The 21,810-nt window shown below is 51.6% G+C and carries 18 protein-coding genes and 3 tRNA genes; 12 read left to right on the top strand and 9 right to left on the bottom strand.

Annotated features, from left to right (window positions below):
• Window positions 1–5: 5 nt before the first annotated feature.
• Entirely contained in the window at window positions 6–1,478 is a 1,473-nt protein-coding gene (zwf, locus tag ACSHSR_RS09890) for a glucose-6-phosphate dehydrogenase (RefSeq protein ID WP_025010246.1), read from the bottom strand.
• 315 nt (window positions 1,479–1,793) lie between these two features.
• On the opposite strand from zwf, the gene ACSHSR_RS09885 reads away from it, so the two are divergent.
• Together ACSHSR_RS09885 and pyk are read left to right on the top strand one after the other, a co-directional pair.
• Window positions 1,794–2,648, top strand: a complete 855-nt coding sequence (locus ACSHSR_RS09885; protein ID WP_028781506.1) for a MurR/RpiR family transcriptional regulator — start codon at window positions 1,794–1,796, stop codon at window positions 2,646–2,648.
• Between the two features lie 187 nt (window positions 2,649–2,835).
• Window positions 2,836–4,275 carry a pyruvate kinase gene (gene pyk, locus ACSHSR_RS09880; protein ID WP_025889941.1) on the top strand — a complete coding sequence of 480 codons (1,440 nt, stop codon included), beginning with the start codon at window positions 2,836–2,838 and terminating at the stop codon, window positions 4,273–4,275.
• A gap of 174 nt (window positions 4,276–4,449) precedes the next feature.
• Here pyk and ACSHSR_RS09875 read toward each other — a convergent pair whose 3' ends face one another.
• The 3 genes from ACSHSR_RS09875 to smrA form a co-directional block, all read right to left on the bottom strand.
• Entirely contained in the window at window positions 4,450–6,726 is a 2,277-nt protein-coding gene (locus ACSHSR_RS09875) for an acyl-CoA dehydrogenase (protein WP_101058818.1), read from the bottom strand.
• 10 nt (window positions 6,727–6,736) lie between these two features.
• Window positions 6,737–7,384 carry a TetR family transcriptional repressor PsrA gene (gene psrA, locus ACSHSR_RS09870; protein ID WP_096141902.1) on the bottom strand — a complete coding sequence of 216 codons (648 nt, stop codon included), beginning with the start codon at window positions 7,382–7,384 and terminating at the stop codon, window positions 6,737–6,739.
• A gap of 111 nt (window positions 7,385–7,495) precedes the next feature.
• Window positions 7,496–8,086 carry a DNA endonuclease SmrA gene (smrA, locus tag ACSHSR_RS09865; RefSeq protein ID WP_025010243.1) on the bottom strand — a complete coding sequence of 197 codons (591 nt, stop codon included), beginning with the start codon at window positions 8,084–8,086 and terminating at the stop codon, window positions 7,496–7,498.
• A gap of 115 nt (window positions 8,087–8,201) precedes the next feature.
• Between smrA and ACSHSR_RS09860 the strand changes: the two genes are divergently transcribed.
• From ACSHSR_RS09860 to ACSHSR_RS09845, 4 genes are all read left to right on the top strand, one after another.
• Window positions 8,202–8,804 (top strand): YybH family protein, encoded by a 603-nt coding sequence (locus tag ACSHSR_RS09860; RefSeq protein ID WP_025010242.1) that lies wholly within the window; start codon window positions 8,202–8,204, stop codon window positions 8,802–8,804.
• Window positions 8,805–9,516: 712 nt separating this feature from the next.
• Window positions 9,517–10,611 carry an ISAs1 family transposase gene (locus ACSHSR_RS09855; protein ID WP_109248997.1) on the top strand — a complete coding sequence of 365 codons (1,095 nt, stop codon included), beginning with the start codon at window positions 9,517–9,519 and terminating at the stop codon, window positions 10,609–10,611.
• A gap of 101 nt (window positions 10,612–10,712) precedes the next feature.
• On the top strand, window positions 10,713–11,099 hold the full coding sequence (locus ACSHSR_RS09850; protein ID WP_479631464.1) for a hypothetical protein: 387 nt from the start codon (window positions 10,713–10,715) through the stop codon (window positions 11,097–11,099).
• A 143-nt stretch (window positions 11,100–11,242) separates the two neighbouring features.
• Window positions 11,243–11,722: a YchJ family protein gene (locus ACSHSR_RS09845; RefSeq protein WP_107004888.1), complete on the top strand. Its 480-nt coding sequence runs from the start codon at window positions 11,243–11,245 to the stop codon at window positions 11,720–11,722.
• 56 nt (window positions 11,723–11,778) lie between these two features.
• Here ACSHSR_RS09845 and ACSHSR_RS09840 read toward each other — a convergent pair whose 3' ends face one another.
• The 3 genes from ACSHSR_RS09840 to ACSHSR_RS09830 form a co-directional block, all read right to left on the bottom strand.
• Window positions 11,779–13,953: a putative bifunctional diguanylate cyclase/phosphodiesterase gene (locus ACSHSR_RS09840; protein ID WP_479631463.1), complete on the bottom strand. Its 2,175-nt coding sequence runs from the start codon at window positions 13,951–13,953 to the stop codon at window positions 11,779–11,781.
• Window positions 13,954–14,147: 194 nt separating this feature from the next.
• Window positions 14,148–14,438: a DUF406 family protein gene (locus ACSHSR_RS09835; protein ID WP_071237437.1), complete on the bottom strand. Its 291-nt coding sequence runs from the start codon at window positions 14,436–14,438 to the stop codon at window positions 14,148–14,150.
• Window positions 14,439–14,508: 70 nt separating this feature from the next.
• A complete protein-coding gene (locus ACSHSR_RS09830; RefSeq protein WP_071237438.1) occupies window positions 14,509–14,997 on the bottom strand; it encodes a VC2046/SO_2500 family protein in 489 nt (162 codons plus the stop codon).
• A gap of 125 nt (window positions 14,998–15,122) precedes the next feature.
• On the opposite strand from ACSHSR_RS09830, the gene ACSHSR_RS09825 reads away from it, so the two are divergent.
• The 4 genes from ACSHSR_RS09825 to ACSHSR_RS09810 all read left to right on the top strand — a co-directional run bounded on the left by ACSHSR_RS09825 (window position 15,123) and on the right by ACSHSR_RS09810 (window position 16,692).
• Window positions 15,123–15,207, top strand: a tRNA-Tyr gene (locus tag ACSHSR_RS09825).
• A 37-nt stretch (window positions 15,208–15,244) separates the two neighbouring features.
• Window positions 15,245–15,329 (top strand) — tRNA-Tyr (locus tag ACSHSR_RS09820).
• 32 nt (window positions 15,330–15,361) lie between these two features.
• Window positions 15,362–15,446, top strand: a tRNA-Tyr gene (locus tag ACSHSR_RS09815).
• A gap of 181 nt (window positions 15,447–15,627) precedes the next feature.
• Window positions 15,628–16,692, top strand: a complete 1,065-nt coding sequence (locus ACSHSR_RS09810) for a PLP-dependent cysteine synthase family protein (RefSeq protein WP_025010238.1) — start codon at window positions 15,628–15,630, stop codon at window positions 16,690–16,692.
• Window positions 16,693–16,754: 62 nt separating this feature from the next.
• On the opposite strand, the gene queE is transcribed toward ACSHSR_RS09810, so the two are convergent.
• A complete protein-coding gene (gene queE, locus ACSHSR_RS09805; RefSeq protein WP_025010237.1) occupies window positions 16,755–17,423 on the bottom strand; it encodes a 7-carboxy-7-deazaguanine synthase QueE in 669 nt (222 codons plus the stop codon).
• Between the two features lie 180 nt (window positions 17,424–17,603).
• Between queE and queC the strand changes: the two genes are divergently transcribed.
• Together queC and rrtA are read left to right on the top strand one after the other, a co-directional pair.
• Window positions 17,604–18,356 (top strand): 7-cyano-7-deazaguanine synthase QueC, encoded by a 753-nt coding sequence (gene queC / locus ACSHSR_RS09800; RefSeq protein ID WP_045282884.1) that lies wholly within the window; start codon window positions 17,604–17,606, stop codon window positions 18,354–18,356.
• 29 nt (window positions 18,357–18,385) lie between these two features.
• Window positions 18,386–18,928 (top strand): rhombosortase, encoded by a 543-nt coding sequence (gene rrtA / locus ACSHSR_RS09795; RefSeq protein ID WP_252348020.1) that lies wholly within the window; start codon window positions 18,386–18,388, stop codon window positions 18,926–18,928.
• A gap of 159 nt (window positions 18,929–19,087) precedes the next feature.
• Here the strand turns inward: rrtA and uvrB are convergent, their stop codons facing one another.
• On the bottom strand, window positions 19,088–21,100 hold the full coding sequence (gene uvrB, locus ACSHSR_RS09790) for an excinuclease ABC subunit UvrB (protein ID WP_044734574.1): 2,013 nt from the start codon (window positions 21,098–21,100) through the stop codon (window positions 19,088–19,090).
• Between the last annotated feature and the right edge of the window lie 710 nt (window positions 21,101–21,810).

Below are 21,810 nucleotides of genomic sequence, written 5' to 3'. Positions count from 1 at the left end.
TCTCCTTATTCATCCCAGGAGCGGCCGTCTTTGGTGATCAAGGCCACTGAGGCCACAGGCCCCCAGGTACCGGCAGGATAAGGCTTGGGCTTTTCGTTGCTCATCTCCCAGGATTGAATAATGCCATCTACCCAGGTCCAGGCCTGCTCCACTTCGTCGCGGCGCACAAACAATGCCTGATTACCCAGCATGGCTTCGAGCAACAAACGTTCATAAGCATCGGCGATACGTTCGTTCTTGAAGGTGTCGGAGAAGCTCAAATCCAGCTTGGTGGTTTGCAATCGCTGTTTCTGCTCAAGCCCGGGCACCTTGTTCATCATCTGGATCTCTACCCCTTCATGCGGTTGCAGACGAATGGTCAGCTTATTGGGCGGCAGATTACGATGGCTTGAACGATACAGGTTATGGGGTGGATTCTTGAAATAGATGACAATTTCAGAACTCTTGAACGGCATACGTTTACCGCTGCGCAGATAGAAAGGCACCCCGGCCCAGCGCCAGTTGTCGATATCGACACGCAAGGCGACAAAGGTCTCTGTGTTGGAATCCACGTTGGCGCCCTCTTCCTCCAGATAACCGGGAACCGGCGATCCTTTGAGGAACCCGGCCGAATACTGGCCGCGCACAGTGTTTTCAAATACATTGTCCTGATTGATGGGACGCAGCGACTTGAGCACCTTCACCTTCTCATCGCGAATGCTATCGGCATCCAGGTTCACAGGTGGGTCCATAGCAATCAAGGTGAGCACCTGCAACAGGTGGTTCTGGATCATGTCTCGCATCTGGCCGGCTTTGTCGAAATAGCCCCAGCGCCCTTCAATGCCCACCTCTTCGGCCACTGTGATCTGTACATGATCTATGGTGCGGTTATCCCACTTGGAGGCAAACAGTGAATTGGCAAAACGCAAAGCAATCAAGTTCTGTACTGTTTCTTTACCCAGATAATGGTCGATACGATAGACCTGACTCTCACTGAAGTAGGCAGAAACCTGGTCATTGATCACTCTTGATGACTGCAGATCTGAGCCTATGGGCTTTTCCAGCACCACTCGGGTATCGGGATGGATCAGTTGTTGTTCATGCAGGCAACGGCAGATATCACCGAAGATGGCTGGAGGCGTCGCAAAATAGTTGACCATCACCCGCTTGGCAGGCTCGAGCAGTTGGTGGAAGGCTTTGTATCCTTCAGATTCGGTAAAATTGGTGCCGACATAATGGCAACGTTCGAGGAAGCGGGAAAGCGTGGTGTCGCACAGGGGTTCTTTAACAAAGGTGCTCAGGGCTGTTTTAACCAGTTCGCGAAAATCTTCGGCAGAGAATTCGTCTTTGGCAACACCTATGACCTTAGTGTCCCGATTGAGCAGGCCAGCCTTATCCAGCTGGTAGAGCGAAGGCAACAATTTGCGCCTTGCCAAGTCGCCCTTGGTACCAAAGAGTACAAAATCACAAGCTTTGGCCTCTGATGTTGTTTTGCCCATTGCTTAATGCTCTCCTTTTGTCGGTGGTGGTTCCGCTATGCGATGAAGAATTCCACACTTTTGTTGTAATATAACAACAGTATTTATTAAATGCATCTATAATTTGCAAATAAAGCCATGAGGCCAGTCTAGGCAGGTTTGGCAATAATCTGGTATGCTTTTCTTGCTTAAAACCTTCTTATCTCGGAAGTTAGCCTGTTTTCATTCCGGTATATACAGGACTTACGTCAAGATTGGTTTGCACCCTACTTTGTAGTGCTCATGCCTCAAAGAAATAATAAAATTACATAATTTCAACCCAGCGGACGTACGCGTATGAATACCCTAGAAAAGGTTCAAAAAAACCTCCCCCATTTCAGCAAGTCAGAACGCAAAGTAGCCGAAGTTATCCTGGCATCTCCCCAGACAGCTATTCACTCAAGCATAGCAACTCTGGCCAAGATGGCGGATGTCAGCGAGCCTACAGTCAACCGCTTCTGTCGTCGTTTGGATACCAAAGGTTTCCCGGATTTTAAATTACATCTGGCCCAAAGTCTCGCGAATGGTACCCCTTACGTCAGTCGTCACGTTGAGGAAGATGATACACCCGAGTCTTACACCACCAAGATCTTCGAATCTTCCATGGCTTCTCTGGATACAGCACGCCAGAGCATAGATACCACGGCTATCAACAAGGCGGTAGACATACTGACTCAAGCGAAAAAGATCTCATTCTTCGGTCTTGGCGCCTCGGCCTCAGTAGCACACGATGCCCAGAACAAGTTCTTCCGCTTTAATGTACCGGTTTTATGTTTCGATGATGTGTTGATGCAACGCATGAGCTGTATCAATAGTGATGAAGGCGATGTAGTGGTGCTGATTTCCCACACTGGCCGCACCAAGTCTTTGATCGATATAGCAAGATTGGCCAGAGAAAACGGCGCTGCTGTGATTGGTATAACAGCGCGCCACTCGCCGCTGTCGCAGGAATGTACCCTGCCGGTTACCATGGAGGTGCCGGAGGACACTGATATGTATCTGCCTATGGCATCACGTTTAGCTCAGTTGGTGATTATTGATGTGCTGGCGACCGGATTCACGCTACGTCGGGGCCCACGCTTCAGGGAAAGTCTCAAGCGGGTCAAAGAGGTATTGAAAGAATCCCGCATCGATAAGAGCGAGCCGCTGTAATCCCCTTTCCCGTAAGCTCCAGGGCAGTTACCAAAATTGGCAACTGCCCATGCCCCGCCTAAAATTAGCCGTAACTCACAAAAATAAAACTTTGAGTTAGATCATTTTGTCTGTAAGTTTCCTACATATTGAGCTGATGTCTGTTAATATAGCGTAAGATTTTTTTAAAACTTAAACGGAGTATATTATGTTCCGCAGAACCAAGATCGTTACCACGCTGGGCCCAGCCACAGATCGTGATGATAACCTGCGTCGTATCATAGCAGCAGGTGCCAACGTTGTTCGCCTCAACTTCTCCCACGGTTCCCCCGAAGATCACCTCAAACGCGCCAGCCAGGCACGCAGTATTGCGAAAGAGCTTGGTGTACACGTTGCCATCCTTGGCGATCTCCAGGGTCCGAAAATCCGTGTTTCCACCTTCAAGGACAATAAGAAAGTCCAACTCAAGCTCGGCCAGCCATTCATTCTGGATGCCGAACTGGGTAAAGGCGAAGGCGATGAAACTCAGGTGGGTATCGATTACAAGGAACTGCCGGACGATGTGGTTGTCGGTGATATCCTGATGCTGGACGATGGCCGGGTACAACTGAAAGTCGAAAAGGTAGAAGGCCGTAAGGTACATACCAGCGTGACAGTTGCCGGTCCCCTGTCCAACAACAAGGGGATCAACAAGAAAGGCGGCGGTCTGTCTGCCGCTGCGCTGACAGATAAAGACAAGCAGGACATTGTCACTGCGGCACAAATTCAGGTGGACTACCTGGCGGTATCCTTCCCCCGCAGCGGCGCCGATCTTAACTATGCCCGCGAACTGGCGCAAAAGGCCGGCAGCAATGCCCTGATAGTATCCAAGGTAGAGCGCGCCGAAGCCGTGGCTTCCGATGAAGCGATGGACGATGTGATCCTCGCCTCCGATGCCGTCATGGTTGCCCGCGGTGACCTGGGGGTTGAAATCGGCGATCCGGCTCTGGTTGCCGTGCAGAAGAAACTGATCAGCCGCTCGCGTCAGCTCAACAAGGTGGTGATCACCGCGACCCAGATGATGGAGTCTATGATCAGCAGCCCTATGCCTACCCGCGCCGAAGTCATGGACGTAGCCAACGCCGTACTCGATGGTACAGACGCAGTGATGCTCTCTGCCGAGACCGCTGCCGGGGATTATCCGGAAGAAACGGTTCAGGCCATGGCCAGGGTTTGTCTCGGCGCCGAAGCACATCCCAGTGTGCGGGTATCCAAGCACCGTCTGGATGAAAGCTTCAGCTCCATAGAAGAAACCATAGCACTGTCTACCATGTATGCCGCCAACCATATGCAGGGTGTGAAGGCGATTATCGCCCTGACCGAATCCGGTGCAACGCCCAAGTTGATGTCACGGATAAGCTCGGCGCTGCCTATCTTCGCCCTCGCCCGTCATCAACCTACTTTGGCCAAGATGGCGCTCTATCGTGGTGTCTATCCGGTTGAGTTTGACTCCACCGTTTATGCCGCCGATGAGCTGGCGAAAAAGGCCCTTGAAAGCCTCAAGGCCAAGGGGTATCTGGAGAGTGGTGACATGGTGCTCATGACCAAGGGTGATGCCATGGAAACCGTAGGTGGCACCAACACCTGTAAGGTGTTGATCGTAGCCTAATGGCTTGCCAATAGCGCTAAGCTGATAACAAAACAGAAAAGGTACGCCGAGGCGTACCTTTTTTATTTCTGCTGCTTTTGTTCTGTTTCAGGCTTGGTGATTTTGTTTACATCAGAGCTAAGCCCGCCCGGGACAGGCTTACCAAACTGAAATTCACATACCAATCAATCTCAATTACAGAGTTTCAAAGTCATCGACATTGATTGCCGCTAACCGCAGCTTATCGGCCTCAAGCAACTGCTCATACTCGGCTTTACTGATAACCTCAACGTCCAATGCCGCCTGATACAGAGATAAAGGGGCCAGTTTGGCAGGCAAACGGCCATCTTTTTGTGCCTTTCTCAGTTTGCCGTGCAGTTCACGGCACTGATATTGAGCCTTGAATGCCGCTTCCACCTCGGCAATACCACTGGTGTCGCCGTCAAACTCAGGACAGAGGAAGGTCAGCCTGTCACGGGCCGGACCAGGTTTAAGCATGCTCTTGACCAGCTCAATGGACTGACTGTCTTTCGGGCCGTTGAAGTGGTTCCCCAGTGGGAATACCAGCACACGCATGACCCAGGCAACCGGACGATTGGGGAAGTTGGCTATCGCCTGCTCAAGCGCCTTGGCAGCCAGTTGCAATCGGGTATCCATCACATGTTTGACTATCGGCAGATCGTCAAACTGGCGGCCATTGTCTTCAAACAGTTTCAATGTGGCCGAGCCCAGATACAGCTGACTGAGCACATCACCGAGTCTGGCCGAAATCATCTCCTTGCGCTTGAGATCGCCGCCCAAGATAAGCATCGACAAGTCAGTCACCAGCGCCAGCGCCTTGGACAGACGGGCCATCTGCTTGTAATAGTCGCGAGTATCGCCACTTACGGGTGAGCGCTCAAAATAGCTACGGCTGAGAGCGTTGCCCAATGAGCCGAAGGCATTACGCAGCGCATAACCTATGTGGCCCATCAGCAAGGAGTCGAAACGCTCCAGTGCTTCACTGTTGTCTTCCATGCCGGCAGCTTCCATCTCGGCCAGCACATAAGGATGACAGCGGGTCGCGCCCTGACCGAAGATCATCAAACTACGGGTCAGGATGTTGGCCCCTTCCACTGTGATGGAGATAGGGTTGGCCATATAGCCATGAGCCAGATAGTTTTTTGGCCCCATCTGAATACCCTTGCCGGACTGAATATCCATGGCATCGTTCATCACCTGACGGCCAAGCTCTGTCATGTGATATTTTGCAATCGCGGTAACCACAGATGGTTTAACCTTGAGATCTATGCCTGTGGTTGTCAGACGACGGGCCGCTTCCAGCTGATAGGTGTTGGCGATGATCCTTGCCAGCGCTTCCTGAACCCCTTCAAACTGGCCTATAGCCATGCCGAACTGTTTACGCACGTAGCTGTAAGCGGTTGTCGTCTTGGTCGCCATATGCCCTGACGCCGTCGCCAGCGCCGGCAGTGAAATACCACGCCCGGCAGAGAGGCACTCCACCAGCATACGCCAGCCGCGACCGGCGTATTGCGGGCCACCTATGATCCAATCCAGCGGAATAAACACCTCTTCCCCTTGAGTGGTACCATTCATAAAGGCCATATTGAGCGGATTGTGACGGCGGCCAATTTTCACGCCGGGATGATCGGTTGGGATCAGGGCGCAGGTGATCCCCAAGTTAACCTTGTCCCCCAACAGCCCGTCTGGGTCACGCATCTGAAATGCCAGCCCCAGCACAGTGGCCACAGGTGCCAGCGTGATGTAACGCTTGTTCCAGCTCAGCTTCAGCCCCAGAGTTTCCTCGCCCTGGAACTCACCGCGGCAGACTATCCCTTCATCGGGAATGGCTCCTGCATCTGAGCCGGCTTCGGGGCCTGTCAGGGCGAAACAAGGGATCTCTTCCCCTTTGGCCAAGGCCGGTAACCAGTGCTCTTTCTGCTCCTTGGTACCATAGTGAGTCAGCAGCTCACCCGGACCGAGTGAGTTGGGTACCATCACAGTCACGGCGGCGCTGACACTGCGGCTCGCCAACTTACTGACTATGGTGGAGTTGGCATAGGCAGAAAACTCACGGCCACCGTATTTTTTGGGGATGATCAGCGCAAAGAAGCCTTCTTTCTTGAAGTACTCCCACAGCTCAGGCGGTAAGTCCTTGCGGTTGTTGACTATGTCATAGTCATCAATCATCTTTAGCGCCGTCATCACCTGATGGTCGATAAAGTCTTTCTCTTCGGCGCTCAGTGCCGGCTTGCCATAGGCGTGCAGGCTTTCCCAGTTGGGTTTACCACGAAACAGCTCGGCTTCCCACCAGACATCACCGGCCTCCATCGCTTCACGCTCTGTATCAGAAAGCGGCGGTAACACCTTACGAAAGAAGGCCAATACCGGCCGTGTCACGAACTGCAGGCGTATATTGCGCACGAAGAACAGCGCTATCAGGGCAACAATTATTAGAAGGATAATACTCATAACCAGACCTTTATTCTGCTTGAGAAACCAGCGGCACAGCCACACCGGCAGCCATGTAGGGGATCACCTTGCGGATGACCGCCTCTATATCATTATGTTCACCAAAGTCGGCTTCGGCTATCTCGTTGAGCGCATCGGCCGATGCCATGGTGAAAACTATAGTTCCCAGGGTAAAGTGCAAGCGCCAGAACATCTCTGCCGGTGGAATGTGAGGTGCACTGCCGGACACAGCCTGAACAAACTGATCCAGATGCTCACCATAGTGGGTGGTAATAAACCAGCGCAAGTGCCCCTGACTTTCGATGTAGCCGCGACCGAGCAGTTGCAGGAAGATACTGGTTCCTTCGTTGCGGACTTTGTTGAGTTCCAGCAGCGGCCCCACCAGGGAGGAAAAAATGGCATCCAAAGAAGCCTGTTTATCCTGGCCGATAAGCTCATTGATGGCGTTGGACGCCGACGGCATAAACACGTCCAGGTAACGTGCCAAAACCGCCCGAATGAGCTCTTTTTTGGAACCAAAATGGTAGTTTACAGATGCAAGATTCACTTCTGCTTTGCTGGTGATAAGCCTGAGGGAGGTTTCTGAAAACCCCCGTTCGGCAAACAGCTTCTCCGCGGCATCGAGAATTCTTGTCTTGGTATCAGATCGACTTGCCATTCCGTGACCTTAGTTAATTTAAAACACTCGTTTAAATTAAACATTGGTTACACTTATGTCAAACTAAATCTCGGCCTCTTGCAAGGCCTGCAAACCGCCGTTAAAAACAGCTCAGCGAAAGCCTGCTCCTTTGTGGTTGGTCTCGCGGGATTCAAGCCGTTTGGCTTCTGATTTAGGCAACATCACATAGAGGGCCCCATAGCCGCCATGTTCGCGCTGAGCGCTGTGAAACGCTTGCACTTCATCCATCTGCGACAACCAGAAGTTGACACAGGACTTGATAAGCCCAGGAAACGGCTTACGATTCTGCCCTTTGCCATGGATCACCAGCACGCAGCGGTGGCCCAAAGCCACCTGAGCTTGAATGAAACCGAGCAGATAATCTCTGGCTTGGCGCACCGACATGGCATGAATATCCAGCTCGGCGGCTATCTTGTATTTGCCGAGACGTAAATTCTTGAATACCGCCTCCTGGATCCCCTGCTGCTTGTAGCTGAGCATATCATCGGGTTTCACTCTGGGGATCAGCGCTAAATCCAAGGTCAGGCGCTGCAGGTACTCATGGGCCTCGGCGGCGGCTTTGCGTGCCTGTTTTGACTCGCTGGAAAGAGGTTTCGCTCTGGTCTGGGCCTGGGTTTGTTGCTTGAGCGGCACCACATCGGCCATTTCTTGCATAAAAAGTGTCAGATCATCTGCTTTCATGATGCGACTCCTCCAACTTATGACGAGGTTTACACACTTTGTAAAGAAATCAATCTTCTGTTACCAAGGGGCTTCTATTATAGTGAGGTCAGATGAGCCTGCTTAGATGATTTTAATGAAATTCCTGACCCTATTGTTCTTTTGCCTGATTTCTGTGCTTCAGCCCCTCAAGGCCGCCGAATTGCAGGATAAAGACCAAGCAGCCCTTAATCGTGTCTATGTCATGTTCAACCGGGCATTTAATGAACTCGACTCAGCTCCTTTGGAGGATATATACGCCGAGGATGCCACTTATATTCCTGAACAGCAAAGCCTTGCCATAGTTCAGGGGCGTGAAAACGTACTCAAACTGTATCAAAAGTTCTTTGACCGAATTCGCCATAAACAAGCCAGGATAGATGTGGATTTTAGGGTTGTTCAGCGTCAGGCACACGGAAAGAGCGCCACTGACATAGGCTATTATCTGGTGCGTTTTCACCCGCCAAAAGATACTGAAGAACCCATGAGCGAGTTTGCCGGTAAAATCGTTATCGTCAGCCACAAAGATAAAAAAGGTAACTGGTTAGTGGATGTTGATACCAGCAACCGCGCCGAGCCTGAGCATTATTTCAACGCCAAACCCCAACCTAACCTGTATTATGGCGAGCAGTTTGCCCCCGTGCCCCCTGCCAGCGATCTCCCACCCAGTGTTGAAATTGAAATCGTTCATGCCAAGTAATTGGCAGTACTTGAGCGTGTGCCCTACGGATATAAGAGCGCTATCGTTTTTGCTGCAATTACAATGACGGATTACCTTGTTCACTTCTCTTGCTGAAGTTCACGACAAATAAAAGGAATTATGAGTCAGATGACGCCATCCTAAGGAAGGTGCAAATAAGTCCTCTTGGCACTCTGGCTTGCACAGCAATTGGCGTTCAAGGCATCTGACTGAAGGCATGTCGGGGCATGTCGAAGTCGGATAACGCAGAGAGCCGGTTGCTGTGAAAGCCCCGAAGGGCGTGGCTTACAGACCTGTCTGCTGTGTTGTGTTTCTTGCAAAGGACTAAGGCCATTTGCTGCAAACCACGCCTTGCATCCAGGCCTGTAAGCCAACGCAGAGCACACATGGGACTTGTTCGCACCTTCCCTGCCTTATTGAACGATTGTAAATGGTTCGATCGCACCTTTACCGGCAAATACACTAACCTGGATTTGGTAAGCGAAATCACTTTGCCCATCTCTTTGAGCTTTTTCACTTTGCCCTGGAGAAAAGAGCTGCCGCTGCTTTTGAGCCTAGTTCCCGTTATTGTGCTGGCCACTCTGCTGGCACCTTTTATGGGAAAGGTTCAGTTGCTGTTGCTCCCTGCCTGTCAGGGCGGGATCCCACTTTAAATTGAACTTTTACGGTTGGTCATGATCTGATCTGCCTTGCCCTTAATCCACAGATGACCATGACCCTTTTGAAACAACTAGAACAGATTACCGATCCCCGTAAGGACATCAATCTAAAGCATAATTTAGTGGATGTGGTGTTCCTGACACTCAGTGCTATCCTCAGCGGTGCGACTGGGTGGAAGTCTATTCAGGAATTCGGAGAAGAACAGCTAGATTGGCTCCGTCTGTACCGAAAATTCGAAAATGGCATCCCTAAAAGGCATTGTATCAGTAATATAATCAAAGCATTGGACAGCGAACTGCTCCTTCAAGCCATATTTGGCTGGATCAATGAGCAACGGCAAACGGAAGGGAAAACCGTTATCGCGCTGGATGGAAAAACCCTGCGCGGGGCGTGGAGTGAGGATGCTAAGAATGCACTCCATGTTGTCAGCGCATTTGATGTCGGCAACGGCATTACACTTTACCAAGACAGTTCACATTCTAAAGGGAAAGAAGCTGAAGTCGCCCGCAACATGATTGATGCTATGGCACTGGATAATGCCGTTCTGACGCTGGATGCACTGCATTGTCAGGTGTCTACCATGAACAAAATTAAACAGGGGAACGGTGATTTCATTATTCAGCTCAAGTCGAACCAGCCGGGATTATTTGAAGCAGTCAAAACCAGCTTCAGTAAAGCGTATGAGCAGCCAGAACTGGCTATATTTGAGCAGTTCAACATGGGTCATGGCCGCAGGGAGCGCCGAACAGTCATGCAGATAGAAGCAGAATTATCAGCGGAACTTAAGAAAAAGTGGCCGCACATCACCTCATTTATCGAAGTTGCCAGTGAACGGACAGTCGATGGAATAACATCATGTTCTTCACGCTGGTATGTCAGTTCCTTACCGCTCAATGCCGAAGAGGCCGCGAGGACTATTCGAGAGCATTGGGGGGTAGAAAATCAGCTCCATTGGGTGCTGGATGTGGTCTTCCGCGAAGATGCGCTGAAGGTAACGGATCCTGATGGCGCAAAGCATCTCGCCCTATTTAACCGAGCGGCTCTGAGTGCGATAAGGCAGCACCAAGGCAAAAAAGACAGTCTGGCAGGTAAGCGCCGCCGTGCTGGTTGGAGTCCTACATTTCGCTCAGAGTTGTTATTTGGTTAAGATATAAACAAAGTGGAATCCCGCCCTGCCCTGCCTGTAGCGTCATCTGGTTTTTGATATATATCCAGGTACGCAAAGGCCGGATACTGACTCAGTTAGGCGTGAAAAGCAGTGCCAAAGACGAGCGGCAGATAAGGATAAACCAAACCCGTATTCTCCTGCCTCAATATCTCACGGGAGCAACGACCGCTGTCGCCAAAGAGGATATCGCGAGTCTGGTGTTCCACTGGGTGGGCTATCATGACAATCATCAGCTTGAGCGCAAGCGAGCTCACGCCTTGACAGTTAAGCTGAAAAACGGCCGGGAGTACCGGCTCTCGGGTACGGCCTATCCCTTACGAAGCCTGCTTTATCTGGCCATTTTCTTTGACTACCCGCTGCAGCTGATAGAAGCCTCGCCCGCCAAAGAACGCCTTATCCAATTTGCCATAGGGCTTGCGTTCAGTGTTTTGATGCTCAATCTGGTAATGATTTTCATCATCCACTAACCAAAGCTTCCAAGGCCTGGCAATATAGCCGCTTTTCAATGCAAGGCTGCCGTCAAAGCGCTATTATGAGCGCAACTCAAGCCGGGATGCCGGCGCCTTATTACCATTCACGATTGAAACAGAGATTGAAACAGAAAATCCCGATGCCAACCAATACCCTTTGCCCTTGCCACTCCAAGCTCCCCTACTGCGAATGCTGTCAGCCGCTGCACACTAAGCAGCACACAGCAGCTACTCCAGAGCAGTTGATGCGCTCCCGCTATGCCGCCTTTGTCAAACAGGAGTTTGACTATCTTATCGATACCCATCACCAGGACTATCGACAGGGACTCACGACGCAAATCCTGGCCCAAATGCCAAAGACCCAGTGGCTGGGACTGCAGATTGTCGAGCGGGAACCTTTGACTCCGGGACAAACCCAGGCCAGAGTCACTTTCAAGGCCTGGTATTTGGCCGATGGCCAGTTGGACGCTATTTTTGAAGAATCGAAATTTATACTTGAGGCCGGCCACTGGTTTTACACCGAGGGCAAGCAGTTCGCCGTCAGCTATCCCAAACGCAATGAACCCTGCATTTGCAACAGCGGTCACAAGTTCAAACACTGCTGCCTGAAACGGATTTAGCTAGGAGTTATTTAAGTTCGGCCCCAAGTTGGCCAGAGTGGGCTTGGGCTGGCTAATCAGTGCAGCAACAGCGGTTGACTCTGCTGCAAGAAAGCGCTGAATTCAGCTTCTCTGAGTGCCGGGCTGTACAGGAACCCCTGGGCCTGATGACACATGCAGGATGTGAGAAAACGTTCCTGCTCGGCGGTTTCAACTCCTTCTGCTGTCAGAGAGATATTCAGCGCCTTGGCCATGGCGATAATCGCGCTGACGATTTCGCGACTCTCGCGGCTAATATTGAGATCTGAGATAAAAGACCTGTCTATCTTGAGCTTGCTGATGGGAAACTGTTTCAAATAGCGCATTGAACTGTAGCCCGTACCGAAATCATCAATGGCAAGCCCTACCCCCAAATCTGCCAACTCCTGGCATAGATTGGTGGCATAGCGTATATCTTCCATCAACTCGGTTTCGGTGATCTCCAGAATAAGCGTACCTGGCTTCAAGCGGTAACGATTGAGCAGTTGCCACACCTGCTCATAAAGATTGCTGCCGAAAAACTGCCGCGCCGACACGTTCACATGCATGGCGATATTAATATTGTGGTGCTGCCACAAATTAAGCTGGCGACAGGCGGCCTCCAGCACCCAGGTACCTATGGCATTGATAAGCCCAGACTGTTCGGCAATATCGATAAAGGCGCCGGGATACAGTACTCCCCGCTTGGGATGGTGCCAGCGGATCAGTGCTTCGGCACCTATGTAACTGCAGCTTTGCAAATCTTTAAGCGGCTGATAATAAAGTTCAAACTGTCTGCCCCGAATGGCGGCGTGCAGATCTCTTTCTATCTGGGCATCATCTTTGAACGCCTTGAGCAACGCGCTGTTGAAAAACTGGATTGCCGTACCCTGCTTCTTCTTGGCGTATTGCAGCGCAATATCGGCACAAGTCAGCGGCGCTACCAATTCGGCGACTTCGGCAATGTCCACCGCCGCCAGTGCCGGCTTGGGATCCACTTGCTCACGGCCGATATTGATGGGATTGCACAATTGTTGATAGAGGCGATGACAGCAAACATCGATATCAAGCTCGTTGTTATCATCGAGCAGGAGGGCAAACTCATCACTGCCTACCCTGGCAATATTGCAGCCGGGATAAAGAGAGGCAAAATGTTTCAAACGGCGGGCCACTTCAATCAGCAAGGCATCACCCTGTTCATGCCCATAGGTATCATTGAAGCGTTTAAAACCAATCAAATCGATCAACAGCAACTGCCCGCTATAGGATCTATCGAGTAAACGATTGAAATGGGTGCGGTTGTATAGTCCGGTCAGGCTGCAACGCCAGGCCAAGCGCTCAAGTTCGGCCTGATAATTATGCTGCTCGGTACAATCTTCGCTGGAGACCAAGACATAATGGTTACCGCGCTGAGTGATAAATTGACTGGCATGGTATCTTAGCCAGTATTCCTGGCCCTGCTCACGATTGAGCATCACTTCACCGGTCGCCACTTCACCGCGCAGCACTTTGGCCAAGGTCATTTCAGCCTGTTTGGGTTGCTGATGAAAAAAGGCCAATTGCTTCAGGCTGGCACCAAGCATTTTTTCTTTCGGGATACCGGTGATCTGTTCATGGGCGCTGTTGATGTATTCAATCGCTTCTGTGTGCAGATTGATTAGCATGGTGACCTGGGCCGACTGCTCCGCGGCCGACTGAAACAGCGTCAGTAGTTCATCTTTACGGTAGGCATCATAGGTCGCCAGAGTCAGCGCCAGTTGATCAGCGACTTGCGATGCCAGGTGGATTTCCAAATCGCTCCAGAGTTCGCCGGCAATGGTTCGCTCCAGGCTCAATACGCCTTCAATGTGGCCATTGATCCTGATAGCGATATCCAGGGCACTGGCAATACCGTTGGCGTTAAAGTAGACCTCGGCAAGCTCGCTCATCCGCCAATCCGCTAGCGCGTCATTGGCGTCAATGTGGCGTCTTTGTTTGAGTTGATCTATATAGGCGGGTATTTGACTGAGGTGTTGCGGTCTGGGCGTCTGAATAGGTCGCCCTGAGCCAAAGCGGGCAACTTCAAACTGCACATGTTGATCCCTGGACCAGGACCAGACACTGGCGTGTTGCACATCAAGGTACTGACACAAGAGCTCAGTAGCCAGTTCAGCCGTCTTGGCGAAATCGCCCTGCTGCTTGGCAACCGAGTTGGTCAACAACTCCAGCAATCGCTGATACCTACGTTGCTTCACACATGTCCTCAGGTTCCCTTTCGGGCTTAAAGAAACCCGCGCCGAATGCGCGGGCCTGTTATCACTTCTCTGCGCGAGATTACACTTTTACATAATATCCAGCAAGATAACTCATACTTTCTTACATTTACCCTGCCATGGCCGGCCTCACAAGCTTTCGGATCAGGCCACCTTTGACCATTTACTTAAGTCACTTATGCCAAGCCGTTTTCCAACTGAAAAATCATTTTCTCGGCACTACAGGAAAAAGTCAGCGCCAGGGTAACAGTCTGCTCATCGTTGCAGAGCTCAGCCTTGACATCGGCGAAGCGGCCTTCGGCCAATTGCTTTAGCGCCTCGGCATCGGCCACTGCCGACTCACCTTGAAAAGTCAACGAAAGCAAGGTGTCTCCTTCTTCGACCACTGTCCCTATATCCACATAGCTGCCACACTCGGCACAAGTGTCCTGCACATTGGCGGCCTGAGCCTGTTCAATACTCTTCATCTATATGTCTCCGATGCTGATAAGCATTCACCATTATACGACATAGACAAGACCCGGACTGAGGCAAGACTCACGCAGTTTGATAAAGACCGGCCAACCTGCGCTGCTCGGAGAGTTGGTCCACAAACTCCATCGATGCCACCTTGGGTTGGTTCAAGACACCTTCCGTGCGCAGCCTTGTGTGCCAATCGCAGTTATCCAGCGCTTCCTGCATTCCGCTATCTCTCTTTCCCCTGATAACCAAAGGTTCGGGCATCAAGGCCTGGGCCAGTTGAAAGCTGCGCTCGCCCTCACTGATAAAATGATAACTGTTGTCTACCGGGGAAGGTTCTTGACTCAAGTCCCCAACCAAAGGTTGAGACGCAGGCAGATCAAATTGCTGCCGCAGGACAGCGTCCTTTTCAACATCGTCATGCAGGTGAAACTGGGGCCAATCGCGCACATCCTGAGACAGCAACGCCAAAAGCAGGGCAAACTCCCCCCGGCGATGGGACTCAACAGCCAGATTAAGCCGTTCGCCCAATTGCAGTTCATTGATTAAGGAAACATCAGTGCGCATAAAAAAACATCAACAAAACAACTCGTTGTTAGTTAATCGACCAAATGACCACGAACTTTAGCCCTTTTTTTAAAATCGGGCTTTACATGAAAAAGGTTTCTGACTACTATGGCGGCCGCAATTGAGGAGGGGTTCCCGAGTGGCCAAAGGGATCAGACTGTAAATCTGACGGCTCCGCCTTCGAAGGTTCGAATCCTTCTCCCTCCACCATTTGCCTACAATTTAAAAGACACGAAAGTGAAATCGTGGAGGGGTTCCCGAGTGGCCAAAGGGATCAGACTGTAAATCTGACGGCTCCGCCTTCGAAGGTTCGAATCCTTCTCCCTCCACCATCTTTCACTCTAATGTCTGGCTCCAAATATGTGGAGGGGTTCCCGAGTGGCCAAAGGGATCAGACTGTAAATCTGACGGCTCCGCCTTCGAAGGTTCGAATCCTTCTCCCTCCACCATTTCTTTTATATTCCTTTAGTCAATCTTCCAAGTTTTTTATCTACGCCCACCGCGTTTAATTCCTTAACAATCAATTATCTAGCCTGTGGCTGTGTCTTAATGCGCCTGAGTTTTCGCTATCCATTGTCATTACCTTTGGTTATGATTAAGACCATCCTGTTATAAGAAAGAAGAACAACAATGGCCGATCTCTGGGTAAACGAAGCAATTGCCAAAATCGAAGCCGATTTTCAGCGCAGTGCCGACACGCATTTGATTAAACTGGAACTGCCGGCGGTAGCCGGAGTGGATATCTATCTTAAAGACGAAAGCACCCATCCAACCGGAAGCCTCAAGCACCGCTTGGCAAGATCACTGTTTCTGTACGCCTTGTGTAACGGCTGGATCAAACAGGATACTCCTGTCATTGAATCCTCATCCGGCAGCACTGCTGTCTCCGAGGCCTACTTTGCCCGCCTGCTGGGGCTACCCTTTATTGCGGTTATGCCGGCCTCCACCGCCCGCAAGAAGATACAGCAGATAGAGTTTTATGGCGGCCGTTGTCACTTTGTCAATCACTCCAGCGAAATCTACGCTGAGTCTGAGCGGCTGGCGCGGGAGCTGAATGGCCATTATATGGATCAGTTCACCTATGCCGAGCGGGCCACCGACTGGCGCGGCAACAATAATATTGCCAATGCCATTTTCGATCAGATGCAGCGCGAGCCCTTCCCTATTCCCGAGTGGATTGTGATGAGCCCGGGTACCGGCGGCACTTCGGCCACCATTGGCCGTTATATCCGCTATCAACAGCTTTGCACCAAGCTGTGTGTGGTCGACCCGGATAACTCAGTGTTCTATGACTATTTTCAACAAAGAGATGCGGCCATCACCTGTGAGCAAGGCAGCAAGATTGAAGGTATAGGCCGGCCCAGAGTCGAGCCCTCCTTTATCCCGGGGGTTGTCGACTCCATGTTGAAGATCCCTGATGCCGCCTCTGTGGCGACAATCCATTGGCTGGAACAGATCATCGGCCGCAAGACCGGGGCCTCGACCGGCACCAACCTCTATGGTGCCCTGATGCTGGCGGCCGAAATGAAACGCGACAACCGCCAGGGCTCAATAGTGACCCTGATCTGCGATCCCGGTGAGCGCTATCTGGACACTTATTACAACCCCGAGTGGATAGCCGCCAACATAGGGGATATCAGCCAGTATCAAAACAAACTGAAGCAGTTTGAAACCACGGGTGAACTCTGCTGCTAACAACGCGCTTCAGATAACAAAAAGCCGCATCAATGCGGCTTTTTGTCGATTACCACTACGGATTAATCGATATCCAGATACTTGTGAGTCTGAATAGACAAACGCCAGTTGCGTTCGATACAGACTTTCATCGCCAGCGCCGTCGCCCGGCTCTTCTGACTGATGGGCTGCAGGCAGATAGCCTTGTCTTTGAGATCCAATCCCCGCAGCAGTTGATCCAGTTCCTCAATATGAGCCTCGGTCGCCACCGGATGCTTAATCTCATTTGCCCGCTCCAGCGCCTGACGCAGTACCGGCATCCCCCCCTTCATACCGACCTTGGGCGAGACTGTGACCCAGGTATCTGCGCTGCAATTCACCTCAAAGGTGCCACTGGTTTCAATTTGAGTGCGAAAGCCTGCGGCATTAAATGCTTCTGTCATTTCAGTGAGCGGATAGAGACAAGGCTCACCCCCTGTGATCACTATATGCTTAGCATTGAATCCCTGCTGTTTGAACGCCTCCAGTAAAGACTTGGCATCATGCTCTGCCCAGCGACCGATACTGCCATCGGTGCGGATCACATCGGCAGGTTTCACCTGATTATGCTCAAGCTTGTCCCAGGTCTGGCGGGTATCACACCAAGGACACCCCACAGGGCACCCCTGCAAACGCACAAAAATGGCCGGAACGCCGGTAAACACACCTTCTCCCTGCAGGGTTTCAAAGACTTCGTTGACGGGGTAGTACATCGGGGTTCCTCATATTTGCCGGGGCGGCATTTATAGAGGAATTTGGCCCCAAGCGCAAGGATGAGCGAATTTTCCGTTCTTTACCCCGCCGGTGCTGACAGCCGGCCAAATTAGGGTAAACTGTGACGATTGAGTCATCCCTTTGAATAGACACTTATGTCTTCATCCAATCAATCGCTTATGTCATCAGAATCAAACGCACCGCAAACCCAAACCGCAGAGTCGCCCCGGAGCACTAAGCCAGCTATTTCCAAGGCGATAGTCGTTTTCAGCGGCGGTCAGGACTCCACCACCTGCCTTATTCAGGCCTTGGCCCAGTATGATGAAGTACATGCCATCACCTTCGACTATGGCCAGCGCCACAGCCAGGAGATTGAAGTTGCCAAACAACTGGCGCAAAAACTCGGCGCCGCCAGTCACAAGGTGCTGGATGTTACTCTGCTCAATGAGTTGGCCATCTCGGCCCTCACCCGCGACAATATCCCGGTATCAAACGACTTGATGGACAATGGTCTGCCCAATACTTTTGTTCCCGGACGCAATATTCTGTTTCTGACCCTGGCGGGGATCTACGCCTATCAAATAGGCGCCGATGCCGTGATCACAGGTGTCTGCGAGACCGACTTCTCCGGCTACCCGGACTGCCGTAATGACTTTATCAAGGCGATGGAGTCTGCGCTGGTACAAGGCATGGACAGACAGCTGCGTTTGGTTACGCCACTCATGTGGCTCAACAAGGCCGAAACCTGGGCACTGGCAGATAAATACCAGCAACTGCCACTGGTAAGGGATGAAACCCTTACCTGCTATAACGGCATTCTTGGCAAAGGCTGTGGCACCTGCCCCGCCTGTTTACTGCGCCAAAAAGGGCTGGATGAGTATCTGGCAACACCGGACAGCATCCAGGCAATACTGGCGGCCAAGACAGCGTGAAGCCGAGTTCCGCTTATTTTTCAGGTGTTGTGTTAACAGCCCTGGCGCTGCTGTTGTATTCTCTGCCGCTCACTGAGCTGTTGGCATTTCGCCGCAGCGCCATAGAACAAGGTGAGCTGTGGCGGCTTGTCAGCGGCAATCTGCTGCACACCAACTTCTGGCATCTGCTGATGAACCTCGCCGGGTTTTGGGTGATCCTTTATCTGCATAAGGAACACTATAACGCCCTGGGTGTATTGATATTGACCCTGGCACTCTGTCTGTTTGAAGGTGTAGGGCTATATCTTTGCTACCCGAAGCTTATGGGTTATGTAGGACTCAGTGGCATACTGCACGGCCTGTTTGCCTTCGGCGCCCTGGCCGATATTCGCAGCGGTCGCAGTTCAGGTTACCTGCTGCTTGCTGGCGTTATTGCTAAAGTCGGCTGGGAGCAATGGCAAGGGGCGGCCGCTGAAGTCAGCGCCCTGATTGGCGCCAGAGTCGCGGTTGAAGCGCATCTTGTTGGCCTGATTGGCGGTATCGCACTGTTTGGCTTGTGGCGACTGAGTGCCTATAAAGCGCCGAAACTTTGATGCCAAGCCTAAGCATTTAAATAGGTTTTTTAAATTAGGCTTTTAAATCAAGCTTTTTAAAGTCGTTGACAGATGAACAGCATAAAGAACCCGGCTTTTGCCGGGTTCTTTGTCAATGGGGCGATTTTAGGGAAGGTGCGAACAAGCCCTATGTGTGCTTTAGGCCTTGATAAGCTCCTCTCTGAGCCTTGCCACTTCATCACGCAGCGCAGCTGCCTGCTCAAACTCCAGATCTCTGGCATGCTGGTGCATCTGTTTTTCCAGCCTGTCGATTTCATGCGCCAGATTGGCAGCGTCCACCTGATAAGCCGACTTGCGCTCCGCCACCTTGCGGGCACCCGGCTGGGGTGCTGCCGATGAGGGGGAATCTCCCACATCCATAACATCTGTGATCTTCTTCACCAAGCCCTTGGGCACTATGCCATTGGCCAGGTTGAAGGCGTGCTGTTTCTCACGGCGACGATTGGTTTCATCCATGGCCTTTGCCATTGAAGGGGTCACCTTATCGGCGTAAAGGATCACCTTGCCGTTAATGTTACGGGCGGCGCGGCCTATGGTCTGGATAAGCGAGCGCTCGGAGCGCAGGAAGCCCTCTTTATCGGCGTCGAGTATGCACACCAGAGACACTTCCGGCATGTCCAGCCCTTCCCTGAGCAAGTTGATGCCGACCAGCACGTCGAAGACACCCTTACGTAAATCGCGAATGATCTCTACCCGCTCCACGGTATCCACGTCCGAGTGCAAGTAACGCACCTTAACGCCGTGTTCATCGAGATATTCGGTGAGATCTTCCGCCATCCGCTTGGTCAGCGTAGTCACCAACACACGTTCATTGACGGCAATGCGCTTGTTGGCCTCAGAGAGCAGATCATCCACTTGAATCGCCACCGGCCGCACTTCCAGCTCGGGATCCAACAAACCTGTAGGCCTGACCACTTGCTCGGCCACGTCGCCGCCGCTGCGTTCAAGTTCATAACCGCCCGGTGTAGCCGAAACATAAATCGTCTGCGGCATCAAGGACTCGAACTCTTCAAACTTGAGCGGTCTGTTATCCAGTGCCGATGGCAGGCGGAAACCGTACTCCACCAGAGTGGTTTTCCTCGAACGGTCGCCCTTGTACATGGCACCTATCTGCGGCACAGTTACATGGGACTCGTCGATGATCAGCAGACCATCCGGCGGCAGATAATCCAGCAAAGTCGGCGGCCCTTCTCCCGGTGCACGCCCGGAGAGATAACGGGAGTAGTTTTCGATACCGGAGCAATAACCCAGCTCTGTCATCATCTCCACATCGTACTGCACCCGCTCGCTGATCCTTTGTGCCTCAATCAGCTTATTGGCATCCAGCAACTGCTGACGGCGCTCTCTGAGCTCGGCCTTTATCTGCTCTGTGGCCGCCAATATTTTTTCTCTCGGGGTCACGTAGTGAGTCTTGGGGTAAACCGTGGCCCGGGCAATGCGTTTACGTACCTGGCCGGTCAAAGGGTCGAACAGCGACAGCTGCTCTATCTCATCATCGAACAACTCGACCCGAATGGCATCCCGGTCCGATTCGGCCGGGAAGATATCTATTACCTCACCGCGCACCCTGAAGGTACCGCGCTGCAGTTCAATATCGTTGCGGCTGTATTGCAACTCGCTGAGCCGCTGCAGTATATCCCGCTGGCCCATGATGTCGCCCTGGCGCAGGTGCAGCAGCATCTTCATATAAGAATCAGGGTCGCCAAGACCATAAATGGCTGAAACCGAGGCCACCAACACCACATCACGCCGCTCCAGCAAGGCCTTGGTGGCCGAGAGTCGCATCTGCTCGATATGAGCGTTGACCGAAGCATCCTTCTCAATAAAGGTGTTGGTCGAAGGCACATAGGCTTCCGGTTGGTAGTAGTCATAGTAGGAAACGAAGTATTCCACCGCGTTATGGGGGAAAAACTCTTTCATCTCACCGTAGAGTTGCGCCGCCAACGTTTTATTGGGCGCCATAATGATGGTTGGCCGCCCTTGATTGGCAATCACATTGGCAATGGTGAAAGTTTTTCCTGAGCCGGTAACCCCCAGCAAAGTCTGGTTGGCGAGCCCAGACTCCAGGCCATCAACCAGTTTGGCAATGGCGGAGGGCTGATCTCCGGCAGGAGAATACTGAGACTCCAAACGAAACGGCGTAGCTGACACTTTAATGCTCCTTCGGTTAAGCCTTTCATTTTACTCATTGGGCCGAATTACGCCAAGCCAAAAGCCGCATTACTCCTGCCAACATGATGTCAGCAGCAGCTTGTGCTGAAACTCAGCAACGAGACGGCAGATGTGGCGGCCAAATATAAAAAATCCATCCGAATGAATCACTGAGATGGATTTAATGCACAAGGATTGGCAGATACTTCCTTACAGCTTTGTTACAAAAATCACCAAGCAAACCAAAGCGGCTTGACTTTTATATCTTGCTGTTTTTGTTATGTTTATATTTTAGCCTCCCAAATTGACCATTTTAAGTTCAATGCTGATGCCACAAGGGTTTGCAGCCCATAAAGCGGGGAAGCTCACAGGTTTATCCACAGATTTAGTGGATAAGTCAGTGTAACCCTTTAGCCATGGGGGCTTGAGGCATCCAGTTCCATTTATCCTACCCTGGTGGGTATTTTGTAATAAAAGAACATATGAAAGTGTGGTACTCACAAAGCGGATTAAGCTGCACCAAAAATGAACACAAAATGATTGTGCTGCCCTTTTTTGAGCGGTGTTCTATCTTGCTTGAAGCGCTCAGTTTGATGCCCCTTTCATAATCCCCCATGGTATTTATCTATGGCATGGCAGCTCAATCGCTAGAAAAGGGCTCATTAAGGTCGATATCCTTGTTGCAAATGGCAAGAGGTCTGAGTCAAACG

Source organism: Shewanella sp. VK101, from assembly GCF_056497865.1.
The sequence above is the reverse complement of the archived record's forward strand: the minus strand, read 5'-3'. Positions and strand labels throughout refer to the sequence as shown.

Coding starts and splice junctions, on each gene's coding strand:
- zwf (WP_025010246.1), bottom strand. CDS start 1,478: ATGGGCAAAACAACATCAGAGGCCAAAGCTTGTGATTTTGTACTCTTT.
- ACSHSR_RS09885 (WP_028781506.1), top strand. CDS start 1,794: ATGAATACCCTAGAAAAGGTTCAAAAAAACCTCCCCCATTTCAGCAAG.
- pyk (WP_025889941.1), top strand. CDS start 2,836: ATGTTCCGCAGAACCAAGATCGTTACCACGCTGGGCCCAGCCACAGAT.
- ACSHSR_RS09875 (WP_101058818.1), bottom strand. CDS start 6,726: ATGAGTATTATCCTTCTAATAATTGTTGCCCTGATAGCGCTGTTCTTC.
- psrA (WP_096141902.1), bottom strand. CDS start 7,384: ATGGCAAGTCGATCTGATACCAAGACAAGAATTCTCGATGCCGCGGAG.
- smrA (WP_025010243.1), bottom strand. CDS start 8,086: ATGAAAGCAGATGATCTGACACTTTTTATGCAAGAAATGGCCGATGTG.
- ACSHSR_RS09860 (WP_025010242.1), top strand. CDS start 8,202: ATGAAATTCCTGACCCTATTGTTCTTTTGCCTGATTTCTGTGCTTCAG.
- ACSHSR_RS09855 (WP_109248997.1), top strand. CDS start 9,517: ATGACCCTTTTGAAACAACTAGAACAGATTACCGATCCCCGTAAGGAC.
- ACSHSR_RS09845 (WP_107004888.1), top strand. CDS start 11,243: ATGCCAACCAATACCCTTTGCCCTTGCCACTCCAAGCTCCCCTACTGC.
- ACSHSR_RS09835 (WP_071237437.1), bottom strand. CDS start 14,438: ATGAAGAGTATTGAACAGGCTCAGGCCGCCAATGTGCAGGACACTTGT.
- ACSHSR_RS09830 (WP_071237438.1), bottom strand. CDS start 14,997: ATGCGCACTGATGTTTCCTTAATCAATGAACTGCAATTGGGCGAACGG.
- ACSHSR_RS09810 (WP_025010238.1), top strand. CDS start 15,628: ATGGCCGATCTCTGGGTAAACGAAGCAATTGCCAAAATCGAAGCCGAT.
- queE (WP_025010237.1), bottom strand. CDS start 17,423: ATGTACTACCCCGTCAACGAAGTCTTTGAAACCCTGCAGGGAGAAGGT.
- queC (WP_045282884.1), top strand. CDS start 17,604: ATGTCATCAGAATCAAACGCACCGCAAACCCAAACCGCAGAGTCGCCC.